At 62.0% G+C, this 12,205-nt stretch carries 15 protein-coding genes and 1 pseudogene; 8 read left to right on the forward strand and 8 right to left on the reverse strand.

The features are described from left to right. Position 1 precedes the first annotated feature (1 nt). Positions 2-949, reverse strand: coding sequence for an AAA family ATPase (locus SO140_RS12380; RefSeq protein ID WP_449382061.1), 948 nt, complete (start codon positions 947-949; stop codon positions 2-4). Between the two features lie 145 nt (positions 950-1,094). Continuing rightward, entirely contained in the window at positions 1,095-1,295 is a 201-nt protein-coding gene (locus SO140_RS12385) for a hypothetical protein (protein WP_449382062.1), read from the reverse strand. A gap of 227 nt (positions 1,296-1,522) precedes the next feature. Here SO140_RS12385 and SO140_RS12390 point away from each other — a divergent pair, with 227 nt between their 5' ends. After that, a complete protein-coding gene (locus SO140_RS12390) occupies positions 1,523-2,497 on the forward strand; it encodes a quinone oxidoreductase family protein (RefSeq protein WP_498542608.1) in 975 nt (324 codons plus the stop codon). Between the two features lie 40 nt (positions 2,498-2,537). On the opposite strand, the pseudogene SO140_RS12395 reads toward SO140_RS12390, so the two are convergent. After that, positions 2,538-2,814 (reverse strand): annotated as a pseudogene (locus tag SO140_RS12395) (hypothetical protein). Positions 2,815-2,931: 117 nt separating this feature from the next. Then, positions 2,932-3,543, reverse strand: coding sequence for a S24 family peptidase (locus SO140_RS12400; RefSeq protein ID WP_449382065.1), 612 nt, complete (start codon positions 3,541-3,543; stop codon positions 2,932-2,934). A 172-nt stretch (positions 3,544-3,715) separates the two neighbouring features. Here SO140_RS12400 and SO140_RS12405 point away from each other — a divergent pair, with 172 nt between their 5' ends. Together SO140_RS12405 and SO140_RS12410 are read left to right on the forward strand one after the other, a co-directional pair. Further along, the gene (locus SO140_RS12405; RefSeq protein WP_449382066.1) at positions 3,716-4,231 is read left to right on the forward strand and encodes a GcrA family cell cycle regulator; all 516 of its coding nucleotides are present in this window, start codon (positions 3,716-3,718) and stop codon (positions 4,229-4,231) included. A gap of 59 nt (positions 4,232-4,290) precedes the next feature. Continuing rightward, positions 4,291-4,872 (forward strand): hypothetical protein, encoded by a 582-nt coding sequence (locus SO140_RS12410; protein ID WP_498540944.1) that lies wholly within the window; start codon positions 4,291-4,293, stop codon positions 4,870-4,872. Positions 4,873-4,918: 46 nt separating this feature from the next. On the opposite strand, the gene SO140_RS12415 is transcribed toward SO140_RS12410, so the two are convergent. Further along, the gene (locus SO140_RS12415) at positions 4,919-5,275 is read right to left on the reverse strand and encodes a hypothetical protein (RefSeq protein WP_498540943.1); all 357 of its coding nucleotides are present in this window, start codon (positions 5,273-5,275) and stop codon (positions 4,919-4,921) included. Between the two features lie 202 nt (positions 5,276-5,477). Between SO140_RS12415 and SO140_RS12420 the strand changes: the two genes are divergently transcribed. The 3 genes from SO140_RS12420 to SO140_RS12430 all read left to right on the forward strand — a co-directional run bounded on the left by SO140_RS12420 (position 5,478) and on the right by SO140_RS12430 (position 7,160). Further along, positions 5,478-5,942 carry a hypothetical protein gene (locus SO140_RS12420; protein ID WP_449382068.1) on the forward strand — a complete coding sequence of 155 codons (465 nt, stop codon included), beginning with the start codon at positions 5,478-5,480 and terminating at the stop codon, positions 5,940-5,942. A gap of 566 nt (positions 5,943-6,508) precedes the next feature. Next, a complete protein-coding gene (locus SO140_RS12425) occupies positions 6,509-6,691 on the forward strand; it encodes a hypothetical protein (RefSeq protein WP_027528419.1) in 183 nt (60 codons plus the stop codon). A 127-nt stretch (positions 6,692-6,818) separates the two neighbouring features. Beyond that, positions 6,819-7,160, forward strand: coding sequence for a phasin (locus SO140_RS12430; protein ID WP_449382069.1), 342 nt, complete (start codon positions 6,819-6,821; stop codon positions 7,158-7,160). Between the two features lie 287 nt (positions 7,161-7,447). On the opposite strand, the gene SO140_RS12435 is transcribed toward SO140_RS12430, so the two are convergent. Further along, on the reverse strand, positions 7,448-7,765 hold the full coding sequence (locus SO140_RS12435; protein ID WP_449382070.1) for a c-type cytochrome: 318 nt from the start codon (positions 7,763-7,765) through the stop codon (positions 7,448-7,450). A 72-nt stretch (positions 7,766-7,837) separates the two neighbouring features. Here SO140_RS12435 and SO140_RS12440 point away from each other — a divergent pair, with 72 nt between their 5' ends. After that, complete coding sequence (locus tag SO140_RS12440; protein WP_449382071.1) at positions 7,838-8,062, forward strand: hypothetical protein; 225 nt, start codon at positions 7,838-7,840, stop codon at positions 8,060-8,062. Here SO140_RS12440 and SO140_RS12445 read toward each other — a convergent pair. Further along, a complete protein-coding gene (locus SO140_RS12445) occupies positions 8,059-8,889 on the reverse strand; it encodes an alpha/beta fold hydrolase (RefSeq protein ID WP_498542609.1) in 831 nt (276 codons plus the stop codon). The genes SO140_RS12440 and SO140_RS12445 overlap by 4 nt on opposite strands. Positions 8,890-9,010: 121 nt before the next feature. Next, positions 9,011-10,807, reverse strand: a complete 1,797-nt coding sequence (locus SO140_RS12450) for a ShlB/FhaC/HecB family hemolysin secretion/activation protein (RefSeq protein ID WP_498542610.1) — start codon at positions 10,805-10,807, stop codon at positions 9,011-9,013. A 131-nt stretch (positions 10,808-10,938) separates the two neighbouring features. Between SO140_RS12450 and SO140_RS12455 the strand changes: the two genes are divergently transcribed. Beyond that, positions 10,939-12,171 carry a FecR family protein gene (locus SO140_RS12455; RefSeq protein WP_449382074.1) on the forward strand — a complete coding sequence of 411 codons (1,233 nt, stop codon included), beginning with the start codon at positions 10,939-10,941 and terminating at the stop codon, positions 12,169-12,171. Positions 12,172-12,205: the final 34 nt, after the last annotated feature.

Genomic DNA, 12,205 nt, shown 5'->3' on the forward strand with positions numbered 1-12,205 from the left:
ATCAACCGAAGACGTTCGACCGCGCCGCCTTGGCAATGAACGTCGTGACGTGGGGCGCCGCTGCCTCGATGTCGGTCTCGTATTTCAGGAGCACGTTGAGCGTGTCCCTGACGGTCTCTGTGTCGAGCTCGCCGGCCTGCAACAGCACCAGCACGCGCGCCCAGTCGATAGTCTCGCTGACCGAGGGCAGCTTTTTCAGGTCCAGCGTGCGGATCTCGTGGATGAAGCCGACCATCTGCCGGCGCAGCGTCTGCGAGATGCCGGGCACGCGGCTCTCGACGATGCGCTCCTCCAGCCGCTGCTCGGGGAAGCCGATGTGCAGATGCAGGCAGCGCCGCTTCAAGGCGTCGCCGAGATCGCGCTCGCTGTTGGAGGTGAGGATCACCGTCGGTGGCGTGATCGCCGAGACGGTGCCGAGCTCGGGAATGGTGACCTGGAAATCGGACAGGATCTCCAGCAGCAGCGATTCAAACTCGGCGTCGGACTTGTCGATTTCGTCGATCAGCAGTACGCAGCCGCCGGGCTGCTCGAGAGCCTGGAGCAGCGGGCGCGGTTCGACGAATTCCTTGGAGAAGAACACGTCGCCGAAATCATGCAACTGGTCGAGCGCGGCGTGCAGAGTCTGCGCTCCGCCGAGGACTTCGCCGAGCTTGTCCTTCAGGATCTGGGTGTAGAGAAGCTGCTTGGCGTATTTCCACTCATAGAGTGCCTTGGCCTCGTCGAGGCCTTCGTAGCATTGCAGGCGGATCATCTTCATGCCGCGCCAGGCGGCGATCGCCTTGGCAAGCTCGGTCTTGCCGACGCCGGCGGGACCCTCGACCAGGATCGGCTTCTCGATCTGTTGCGACAGATAGACTGCGGTCGCGATCTGCCGGCTCGCGATATAGCCTTGCGCGGCGAGGCCGCTCTCCACTGCCTCGATCGAGGTCGAGGGCTTCTGATCAGCCACGAATGGGCGCTCCCGATAGTCTACTTGAGGCTTGTTCTGCCCCCCTTCCGGACAAAGGACAAGCCTCGATTATCGGGGAACACGTTGCACTGGCGCCATTTTTCCGCTCAGCGCAAATACCCGAGCGCAGGGCTCGGCGTCTTTATCAGTGACGCAGCAGCTCAGGTTTTTGAATGGTCTGCCGCAGTTCGCCGCCGCAATCGGCGCATTCGTAGACGAAGTCGATCTTGGCAAGGCTCCAATGCGGCTCAACCTCCCGCACATACATTGGCAGGAACCCCATGCAGCACGGGCAAATCACAGGCGCGATCTCGATGTCCTGATGATGCTGTACATAGGCTGGCATCTCGGCTCTCCTTCGCAGGCGACCATCAAACCCCGCGCAGAATCTACTGCCGGCGGCGTAAGCGCCGTCATCAACTCTTTCGAACAGAGGCGGAACGGCCGGCATTTGTCCACCGCTGTGACATTCTTGTAACGTCTCTGTACTGTAACGGGCGGACTAAATGCCTATTTCAGAGACCGATCAGCTTTCTTCCGACGAGCACTCCAACAATAAGGGAGCAAACACCCATGACCCATGCCATTCGTTTTCACAGAACCGGAGGTCCGGAAGTCCTGGTTTGGGAGCAGGTTGAGGTCGGCAAACCCGGTCCGGGCGAGGCGCGCATCCGTCACACCGCGGTCGGTCTCAATTTCGTCGACATCTATAACCGCTCGGGTCTCTATCCCGCGCAACTGCCGAGCGGGCTCGGCAGCGAGGCGGCCGGCGTGGTCGAGGAGGTCGGACCCGGTGTGACGGATTTGAAGCCGGGTGATCGCGTTGCCTACGGCGCCTCGCCGCTCGGCGCCTATTCCGAGGCGCGGCTGATCCCGGCCGACCGGTTGTTGAAGCTGCCCGATGGCGTCGACGACAAGACCGCGGCGGCGATGATGCTGAAAGGGCTCACGACGCAGTACCTGATCCGGCAGACCTATCGCGTGAAGGCGGGCGACACCATCCTGCTGCATGCGGCAGCGGGCGGGGTCGGCTTGATCCTGAGCCAGTGGGCGAAGCATCTCGGCGCAACAGTGATCGGCACGGTGAGCAACGACGAGAAGGCCAAGCTCGCGAAAGCTCATGGCTGCGACCACGTCATCATCTATACACGTGAGGATTTCGTGAAGCGCGTCGACGAGATCACCGGCGGCAAGAGGGTTCCGGTCGTCTATGATTCCGTCGGCAAGGATACTTTCCTGAAGTCACTGGACTGCCTGGCGCCGCTCGGTGTCGTCGCACTGTTCGGCCAATCCTCCGGCGCGGTCGAGCCGCTCAATCTCGGTCTGCTCGCACAGAAGGGCTCGCTCTTCGTTACCCGTCCGACGCTCTTCACTTACGCGGCGAAGCGCGAGAACCTGGTGGCGATGGCAGGCGAGCTGTTCGACGTCGTGAAGTCCGGTGCGGTGAAGATCGAAGTCCACCAGACCTATCCGCTAAAGGACGTGGCGAAGGCGCATGCCGATCTCGCGGCCCGCAAGACCACGGGATCGACCGTGCTGCTGGTGTGATACCGGGTCAGATGGTGATGCGGGCCGCTCGCGGCCTGCATCACGACCGTTCGTGCTTGCGCAGGTCCCGGGCGTGATCGAAGCGGGTCACCTGGAGGGTCGACCTCGCCAGGCGCAATCTCAGGCGGCGCGGCCTGCGTGAGGATGTCCTCGGTCACGTCCTCGACCGCGGACCCGCTGATTTCGTGGATGAAGCAGATGTTTCCGTATTCACCGGAGGCGACGCGCGAAACGACCTCGCGCCGGGTGACTTCGGGATCGACAACCGCTTCGCGGCCGCGGCGACCATAATCGATCATCACGACGAAATACTGCATCAAAAATCCTTGCCCGCCTCGAGGCCACCTGCAGTATTTCTGAAAATAAGAACATAGTCAAGCCTCGATTTCCAAAAATCGGAAATCGAGGCTTTGCGGTCTCCGGCAGGCCACGTGTTACTTGCTCTTGCCCTTGCGCGCGCGGGCGGACTTGGCGCGCAGACGCTCGAGCTGGCCCTTGGGCATCGTGAGGCAGATCTCGCCGACCCACTCCAGCTTCACGCCGACGATCGGCTTGACGTTGAAGCTGGCGAGATTGACGACGGAGGGGGTCTTGCCGCGTTCGATGGTTTTCAAATAGCGCTCCCCCGTTTTCAGCCGGACCACGGCCTCCTCGCCATAGAAGCTCGATAGCGGGAAGCGCTGCTCCTTGTAGACCACGATCACGTCGCCGTTCTCGTACTTGGGCAGCATCGAATCGCCCATGACCTCGAACGCCACGGTCTCCTCCATGATCGGGAAGGGCAGCACGATGTCGCCAAGTCCTTCCGGCGGGACCTGCTCATACTCCGGCTCGATGACGGCGCCGGCGCCGACCCGGCCCATGATCGGCGAGAGATTGAGCTCAAGGTATTCCATGATCGGCAGGATTTCCGAGGCCTTGACCAGGCGCTCGCCGCCGAGGATTTCGGAGACAGCGCCGGGGCGGACGCCCATGGCCTGGGCCAGCCCGCCCTTGCTCTTGCCTGACCGCTTCAGGCCCCGTTCGATCATTGTCGCGTCCATCATGGTGATTTCCTCGCTTGTCGAGCTTTCGTGACTATCTTAACCCGAAATTCGGAATTATCTATTACGAATATCAGAATTCTGGCTTGACTTTGTTCTTCGGAATATCGGAATGTGTGGCTCGCCTCCGGAGTGTCGTTCGGACCAGATGAGGCGCATCACAGGGCAAGACAGTATGGAACCGGGCAACTGGGCGTCGGAGCATTCCGACGCGCTGCGCGACTATTTTCTCAAGGGAATGTCTTTCGCGGAGATCGGGAAGGAGATTAACGCAAGATTTGGAACGAATTACAGCCGCAACGCGGTGATCGGGCGGGCCAAGCGGATGGGGCTTGCCGCGCCCAAGCAGATGCAGGCTCCGCCGATCGCGCCGCATCTGCCGAATGGACTGCAGTGCTGGCCGACCCCTGCGGGGAGAGGCGAGACGTCCAAGCCGCCCCTGGTGCCGGCCGAACCGGTCAAGCTGCGCTGCGTCGGGATACGGCCGCGGCTGGTCTCGCTGCTCGCGCTCGAACCCGGCGACTGCCGCTATCCGTATGGCGGGGACAAGGACGGGGAGTCGATCGCCTTCTGCGGTCATCCCCGGCGCCCGGGCTCCAGTTATTGCACGCCGCATTTTCACCTGACCTCCGGTCCCGAGACGGCGCGAACGACCGGCCCGGTCATCCTGCGGCTCGTCGCGGCTGCCTGAACCTGGCCGCCCCGTGCTGGGAATCCGATTTCCATCGTTTTGTGTCAAGGAGTATCCAAGTGGCACGTGCCAAACGCAGCAAAACCTTTAGCCTCGGAGGGATCTACGACCGCAGGTCACGCGACTTGGCGCTCCACGCCGAAGTGGCGGAAATCGAGGTCGACGATCCCTTGGGCCTTGATCCCGGCGAGAAAATCATCGCGTTGCGCTCAATTCGCAACGATCCGCTGGGCCGGCTCCACGCCCATCACCAGATCGACGAAGCGCAGTATCGCGGCGGCCGTGCGTTCCAGAACGACTGGGAGAAGGCGGAGCGGGGTCCGCAGGCGGTCGACCCCAGCCGGGAATATGTCGACGGCACCCTCGGCCGGGAGCCCGTCACCGAGAGCCAGCGCAAGGCGGTGCTGCGGCTGAACCGGGTCGAACGCGAGCTCGGCACGGACGGCGCTGCGCTCGTGCACGATGTCCTCGTGCTCGGACTGACGATGGAGCAGGTCGGCGAACGCCGCGCGGTACGCAGCCAGCGCTGGAACGACTATTTCTCCAAAAGGTTGCAGGAGTGCCTGGATCGGTTGGCACAGGTCTACGGCTTTGCAACCGACGGCGGCGCGACGAGCCCGCCCAGCTCCAAAGCGCGATGAGATCGTCGTCGCGCTTCAGGTTATTGTTCGAGCGTGATCACGCATGTCACGGATGCGGCATGATCTGGTACGGTGTCGTGTAGGGTTCGACGCGGAGCGAGGCGTTGGCCAGTAGTCCGATCTTGGCGGTCGGCGCCTGCTGCATCTCGCCGTTCTGGCCGCGGTGGACGTTGTATTGCCACACGGTGAGATCGCCCTTCTGCGCCAGCGCATGTGCCACGGCGCTGGCGTCGGTGCCGCCGAGCGCCTGGAGTTCTTCGGCGTTCAGTCCGATGACGATTTCATCCTTGACGGTAACGATCTTGAACAGGTTCACCTTGGCCTCCTGCGCCCATGCGCCGTGCGATGCGAAAGTGAAAAGCGCAACGGCCGCGCCTTTGATGAGATTGCCGCGAGAAAGCATGCCGTCTTCCTTTGCTGGACGCGCGCCCGAATCGTTAGTCCAGAAGTCAGCCATGGCGCCCGTGACGTGCGTGGCCGTATCGCACTGGGCTCTTGGTCGTCCGCTTGCGAATGGCGGTTCATGCCTTTGAAAAATATCGTAAGACGGTGAACCGCGATGGGGCGCGCCGTGTCCAAGTACGAGACTAAAAAGGGGACCTCAGATGAAATTCGCCGGCATCGTCTGCTTTCTCGCTTCTCTGGCTGGGGCCGGCGCCGCTCACGCAACCGACCCCTCCTACGTCGGAAGCTGGAAATTCACGAGCGCGGTGGTGGCGCCTTGGGCGGATCCGCAGCACAAACCCGACAGCACCGAGCAGGCGCGGTTGATGGGCAAGATAGTCGTCGTCGCGGCCAAGGAAATCTCCGGACCGCGCCCCTTTGCCTGCGCCAAGCCGCAGTACAAGCTCACCGACTACGGCGCCGACATGATCTTCCAGGGCGCCTTCGACGAGTTGCAGCACTCCAGCAAGAAGGCCGATCCGAAGGCGCTCGCCGCCTCTCTCGGCTTCACCGGCGCCAAGATCAAGACGCTCGAGACGGGGTGCGAGATCGATTTCCACTTCGTGGATGATGGGACCATGGAAGCGGGCCTCAATGATTACGTCTACACGCTGAAGAAGCAGTAGCCCGATCGCTGCTGCAGTAGCGGCTATCCTTCGAGACGCCCGCCTTTGTAAGGCCCCTCAGGATGAGGTCTGATTTCGTGGGGACGTATTAGATCCTCATGGCGAGGAGCCCGCAGAGCTGGCGTTTCGAACCGTGAGGCCCCCGGGCACGTTCATAGCTTTCCACCGGGGGCCACCCCTCAAATCGAATTAATATGTGAGTATCGTCCCCGCCCGTTCCAGGTTCATATTGGGAAACAAAATACGCCGGTTGTCGCATTGACGCAGATCAAGCCAAGGTGCAGCTATGACCTGCTGAATCCTGTCGCGGACGGGGGTGGACCGGGTCCGTTATCCGGAATTGCCGAGGTGCGATGACGACGAAGCAACCCTCTCCCAGCAGTTTGGCTTGCCGGAAGGGTTGTTCCTTGTCATAGTTGCAACCTCGTCGGGTTCGCCCGAGCCGTTGGGGTCATTCGGTTTGGCGGTCCGCCCGGGGTCGCCCGGCCGAAAGCCGTTCATGTCCGAGGTTGGTTCTCGAACGACGTCTGCCCTCTCACGAAGGCCGTTCCTTTCATAGGTGCGAGATGAAAAACCTCAATTTCGCGACTGAACTGCACCTGAAGCTGGGGGCGCCCGCGAGTCAAACCGTCGAGAGCCTGCGACTGCTGCGCGCATTTCTCAAGCTCGCGCCGCGCCAGCGTTTCGAGGTCATCAAGCTGGTGGAAGACCTCACCACCGAAGAGATTCCCGAACATCCGCTTTCGTGAGGGGGTGTCGCCGGACGAAGTCCCAACCAGAGCCGACCGCCCCAGGGATCCCTGACGCCAGCCGAGCCGCTGGAATGCGATCCGATAAGTGTGATAAATCAGTCAGGGACAAGGGGAGGACGGCGACATGATCGAACCGAAGCTCGAAGTTCCGGCCGAATTGCGCGACCTGGCCGAGAAGACCATTGATCAGGCGGAAAAAGCCTTCGGCCTGTTTTTCGATGCTGCCACCAAGTCGATGTCATCAGTGCCTGGAACCGGTACAGAGGTTTCCAAGCAAGCGCTTGTTTTCACCGAACAAAACATGAAGGCGGCGTTCGAGCACGCGCGCAAGCTGGTTCACGCAACCGATCTCCAGGAAGCAATGCGCATCCAGTCCGAATTCCTGAGAAGTCAATTCACCAACGCCGGTGAGCATATGCGACAGATCACCGGCAACCTGATGCAGCCCGGCAAAGGCAAGTCCTGAACCACGGGCGGCGCGCGTGCTCACGAATTGATCTTGCGTGAGAGCGTCGCGCGGAATTCAATTGCAGGGCAGGTCCATGATGGCCCACCGGATGAGCATATCATCCGCCGTCCGTCATCCTTTCTGCTGATCCCTGTCGGCTCAACCGGCAGGGATTTGCCTTTGAGGAGCGGGTGGTTGTTTGAGCGTGCTCTCCGCACAAACGCGTTCCGCGGTTGTCGCGAGGGAAAGCCGCTTCGCACCTTGCGCGAACGCGACCCTCCGGGTCTGGATCATGCTCTCGCCCGCTACTGGCGTAGCGAGCCGATATAGGCGGCAATGTCGCCGGCCTCGATTCGGCTCAATGGAAAGTTTGGCATCTTCGGATGCGGATCGAGCAGGAAGAAGGCCAGCTTCTCCGGCGTGAAGTCGGGCCTGCGCGCGATGGCGGCAAAGGCGGGGACGTCGGCGCTCGCCTGTTTCTGTTCACTCGTCACGACGTGGCAGCTCGCGCACCAGCGCTTGGCAAGGTCGGCGCCGTGATCGGCATCGGCGGCGAAAGCCGTCGATCCGGACAGGCCGCTTGCGATGATCAGAGTGGAAAGCCGTCTGACAGGCGCGCGCATGAGGCGTCCTTGAACTATTTGTCCGGTGTTCGTGCTCAACCGCAGCACGATCCGGGGAATTGCGAGAGATCGATGCGGACGATGATCGACCGGATCAGCCTGCGGGTGGAGCGGAAGAGGCGGCGAAGGAAGGCCGGCGCAGCCGCCGCGGGCAGCCTTAGACTTTCTGTGGAGTGCGACATCTGGGCTTCCTCGACGCTCAAGGTTCGCCTTGTCGCGTATTCGGGGGCGTACCGCCTTGATCTGCCGCAAGCCGGCTTGGCCGGGGTGTGGCCGTCGACTGACGAGCGGGCCTAGTAGTCGCCGGGGTTCATGATCATCGGGCTCGTCGTATCGGCCGGCGCGAGCTCGCTGCTGGAACTGCTGCGCAGGAACTGATCCAGCGTAGCCTGGATCTTCTCCTTCACCGAATCCGGGCCGCGGTCGCTCAGCTCGGTATGCTGCGCGCCGGTATTGATGATGTCGATGCCGCGCAATTTCGCCTGCTCGGGCGTTGGCAGAACGCCGGGATCGGTGACGAACTTCGGGTCCTTGGAGCGGAATGACAGGATCTTGAGGTGATCGTTGAGCACGAAGGGCACCCGCAGATTGTCGAGCGTGATCACCTTGGACACCAGCTCAGGATGCTGATGGGCGACATACATGGAGACGTCGCCGCCGTTGGAATGACCGACGAGCGTGATGTGATCGTATTCCGCGTTCTCCTGCTGCTTCTTCAGTTCGTTCAGGACGAACAGGATGTTGGCCTCGCAGCGCATGTAAACGCCCTTTCGACCGACATAGGGCTGACCGACCTTGGTCATCAGGGGCGGATCGGTCGGCAGATCCTGCTGGATGCTGGCCACGAGATATCCGCGCGCAGCGAGCACGTTGGCGAGGAACGAGTACTCGGTCGCCTTGACCGTGTTGCCGTTGCTGATGACTGCGAGTGGAAGCTTCCAGAGGCCGAGATTGGCCTTGGTCTCGTAGTCGCGACGCACGGCGACGTCGACCGAGACCGGCCGCTGGCGCGCGGCGTCGAACAGATTGAGCGTCTCGTGGCGGATCGCGAGCTTGCTCACGGCGAAATACTCGCCCGCAGCAAGAACGCAAAGGAACGCCAGAATCGCAAAAGCCCTTTTCATCGTTTCATCCCGATCACTTTTCGCAGAGGTAGTGATGGGGAACTCACGGATCGATCGATTGTGAGGGCGGGACGGGATTAAATTTAGGCAAGCTTGACCGCACGCAAACGAAGGCGGGGAACTATAGGCAGTTTGCCTTGCCCCGCTCCGGGCAGAGTCTGAAGGCGTTCGATAGCGTGAACAGGAACCGCGCGTTCCGCCGCTCATTGTCGGGCGCGCGGTAGCTGAGCGGAACAGCGACGGCAAGATCAGCCCGCAAATCCTCCGACAGGAACAGACGTATGCCGGCGCCGGCGGATGTCAGCGACAGCCCCTCGCTCGGCTGATAGCCGTCGTTCCACACCACGCCGGCATCGGCAAAGCCATAGATCTGGTAGCCGGTCCAGTAGCGGAAGTTGACCGTCTGGTCGAAGCGGAGCTCGAACGATCCGGCAAGCCCGTTGTCGCCGCTGATTTCGGCGGCGCCATAGCCACGGCCGAAGGCGGCGCCGCCGAGATAGAATTGCTGCGACGTGAACAGCGGCCGGGATGCGGTCTGGCTCGCGCCTGAAAGCTTGATTGACCACGCGTCGGTGAGAGTCTGATAGCGCGTGAACCAGGCGTTCAACACCGAGAAGTTCGCCGAGGCGCCGTCGCGCGACAGCAGGTCGTCGCTCCAGTGCGAGGCGCCGAAGATGTCGAGCCCCTGGCGATAGGTCAGCGTCAGATAGTTGGTGCCGCCGAAGCGGTCCTGCAGCCGGTAATCCGAGGTCAGGCTCGCGGTCCTAATATGGTCATTGTACCACGGCCCAAACATATCGTGTTCCGATACGTTGCTGAAGGTAAAGGCCGAGGTGAGGGTGAGCGAAGATGCCTGCGACTGAAGCGGGACGACGCTTGCCCGTAGTTCGAAGGCTTCCGTCGTCGTGATGTCGCGGTCGAGGCGACGGGCATCGCCCGGCCGCACCGCGCTGTACAGGATAGAGGCGCCGAGCCGCACGCCGTCGACACCAACCGGCGCGTCATAGGACAATCGCCCGAAGCCAAGTTGACGCGGATCGTTTGCGATCGTCGACAGGTTGACCGCCAACGTGTCGCCGGGCGCGAGGTAAGAGTTGAAGGCTCCGGTCGCATAGGTCTGCCACGGTCCGACCGATGCCGATCCAAGATTGTCCAGGCCGAACGATGTGAAGATGTGCCAGGTCTTCAGGAAGACGGTGAGGCGGAAACGGCCGCTCGCGGTACCGATCTCCTCGAGCGCAGTATCGGCGATCCGCACGCCCGGCCATCCGTTGATCAGATAAAGCTGGCGTTCAAGCGTGGCGAGGCGCGAAGGATGTTCGGCGAGGACCGGATCCAGCATCGGACGGACGCCGAACTGCTCGGCGCCATCGCCTTTCAAGTCGGTCTCGACGATGGAGCCTTCGATCACCTGAATCCGGACGCGTCCATCCTGGATGTCCTGCGGTGGGATGATAGCCCGGCTCAGATGGAAACCGTTGGAGCGATAGAGATCGCTGATCGCGCCAGCGATCGCCGCGAGGTCCGCCTGCGAGATCTGCTTTCCAAGATACGGTTGCCAGGTGCTGGCGATGCGGTCACGCTGAATGCTGTCCTCGCCAACGATGCTGACGCCGCGAAGCACGAATTGCGGCCGGGCATCGGCGCCGAGGTCGGGTCGGCCGAGACTCGGTAGTCTTACGGGGGTGCGGCCGCGGGAGTCCTGATCGGATTGTCTGTCGAAATATTTTTCGGTCTGTCGAGGATCGAAGCCCGGCTGGTTCGCCTGCTGCGCGAGAGCTTGCGGAATTGCCGCAAAAGTCGGCACAAGCAGGCCCATTGCGGTAACAAAATGTCTCCACCGGCCTCTCCATCGGGACCGATCTCCGTAGTTCAACTGAGTCGTTCCCCGGGCATGGTAAGAGATCGTTAGGCGCATGATTTTTCATAGTTTTTTATGGTCAACGATTGGTTAACGGGGCCATGGATCTTGCCGCGACTCCGGCTAATCCTATCTTGAGACATCTCCGATAAACCTCAGGCCGGCTCTTAGGCGGACTGAGGACTCATATGCTCGGCAAAGATGGAATGCGGCGCACCCTCCTGGCTGCGTTCGTACTGGGATTTGCTTCCAACGCCTTTGCCGCGGATGGCGGTGTCTGGTCGGTCAGCAAGGCGTCGGGCGAGGTCTGGATCGCGACCGACGGCGTCCAGCAGGTCTCGCTCAAGCAGGAAGAGACGCTGAAGCCTGGCGATACCATTCGGACCGGGCGTAATGGTCGCGTGCTTCTGGTGCGCGGCGAAGAGACAATCCTGATCTCACCGAATTCCGTCGTCGCTCTGCCGACGGAGCAGAAGGACGGACTTTCGACCACCATCGTGCAGCAGGCGGGCTCGATCCTGCTCGAAGTCGAAAAGCGCAACGTCAAGCATTTCGAAGTCGAGACGCCCTATCTCGCCGCCGTGGTCAAGGGCACGCAGTTCAGCGTCACGGTGAACGCCGACAGCACCAAGGTCGGCGTCGTCCGCGGGCAGGTCGAGGTCTCCGATTTCCGCACCGGTCAAATCGCCCGGGTGATGCCAGGCCAGGCTGCGACGGCCTTCGAGCATGACAAGCCTGGCCTCAACCTGAGCGGCTCCGGCACCTTCAATCCGATCGAGCAGGGCAAGCCGCGCGCTTCGACCATCGAGCGAGTGCCGGTGCCGAAATCGGGCCTGCCGGCCCCGCGCAACGCCGCGAACGGCCACACCTTCCACGCTCTCGCGCACATCGAGAGGGGCAAGGCAGCCGGAGCGGCTTCCAAACCCCAGAATTCGGCGAGCGGGTCTTATGTCAAGTCGGGCGTGGTCCGCATCTCAGGCGCGCTTGGCGAGGTGAAGCTGAATTTCAGCAAGGTGACGCACGGGCTCGCGCGCGGATCGGTTACAACTGCCGCCGTCAGAAGTGCGTCAAGCTCCAGCACCGACACCGTCTGGAGTGACAGCAGGACGAGCACGACGACGGTCTCCAACAGCGCCGGCCAGACGGCGGTGACGACAAGCAGCAGCGGCGCGAGCAGCAGCACGAGCTCCTCGAGCACGACCACGACCACGACGACGACCGCGACAACCGCAGGTTCGTCGAGTGATAACTCCAGCAGTGGAAACTCCGGTAACGGGAACGGAAATTCCGGCAACGGCAATTCCGGCAATGGTAACGGAAACAGCGGTGCCACCGGAAACGGTAAAGGCAACAACGGCAACGGCAACGGGAATGGCGGGGGCAACGGCAGTAACGGCAATGCCAACGGCCACAAGCACTGAGGCCATTCCGTAGGGGATCAAGGGGGCGCATCCG

The organism is Bradyrhizobium sp. UFLA05-108, assembly GCF_059803455.1.

Excerpts from the sequence above, each read along its gene's own strand:
- SO140_RS12405 (WP_449382066.1), top strand. The coding sequence starts at position 3,716 with ATGGAACCGGGCAACTGGGCGTCGGAGCATTCCGACGCGCTGCGCGAC.
- SO140_RS12440 (WP_449382071.1), top strand. The coding sequence starts at position 7,838 with ATGCGGACGATGATCGACCGGATCAGCCTGCGGGTGGAGCGGAAGAGG.
- SO140_RS12390 (WP_498542608.1), top strand. The coding sequence starts at position 1,523 with ATGACCCATGCCATTCGTTTTCACAGAACCGGAGGTCCGGAAGTCCTG.
- SO140_RS12435 (WP_449382070.1), bottom strand. The coding sequence starts at position 7,765 with ATGCGCGCGCCTGTCAGACGGCTTTCCACTCTGATCATCGCAAGCGGC.
- SO140_RS12425 (WP_027528419.1), top strand. The coding sequence starts at position 6,509 with ATGAAAAACCTCAATTTCGCGACTGAACTGCACCTGAAGCTGGGGGCG.
- SO140_RS12445 (WP_498542609.1), bottom strand. The coding sequence starts at position 8,889 with ATGAAAAGGGCTTTTGCGATTCTGGCGTTCCTTTGCGTTCTTGCTGCG.
- SO140_RS12400 (WP_449382065.1), bottom strand. The coding sequence starts at position 3,543 with ATGATGGACGCGACAATGATCGAACGGGGCCTGAAGCGGTCAGGCAAG.
- SO140_RS12430 (WP_449382069.1), top strand. The coding sequence starts at position 6,819 with ATGATCGAACCGAAGCTCGAAGTTCCGGCCGAATTGCGCGACCTGGCC.
- SO140_RS12415 (WP_498540943.1), bottom strand. The coding sequence starts at position 5,275 with ATGCTTTCTCGCGGCAATCTCATCAAAGGCGCGGCCGTTGCGCTTTTC.
- SO140_RS12455 (WP_449382074.1), top strand. The coding sequence starts at position 10,939 with ATGCTCGGCAAAGATGGAATGCGGCGCACCCTCCTGGCTGCGTTCGTA.
- SO140_RS12420 (WP_449382068.1), top strand. The coding sequence starts at position 5,478 with ATGAAATTCGCCGGCATCGTCTGCTTTCTCGCTTCTCTGGCTGGGGCC.
- SO140_RS12385 (WP_449382062.1), bottom strand. The coding sequence starts at position 1,295 with ATGCCAGCCTATGTACAGCATCATCAGGACATCGAGATCGCGCCTGTG.
- SO140_RS12450 (WP_498542610.1), bottom strand. The coding sequence starts at position 10,807 with ATGCGCCTAACGATCTCTTACCATGCCCGGGGAACGACTCAGTTGAAC.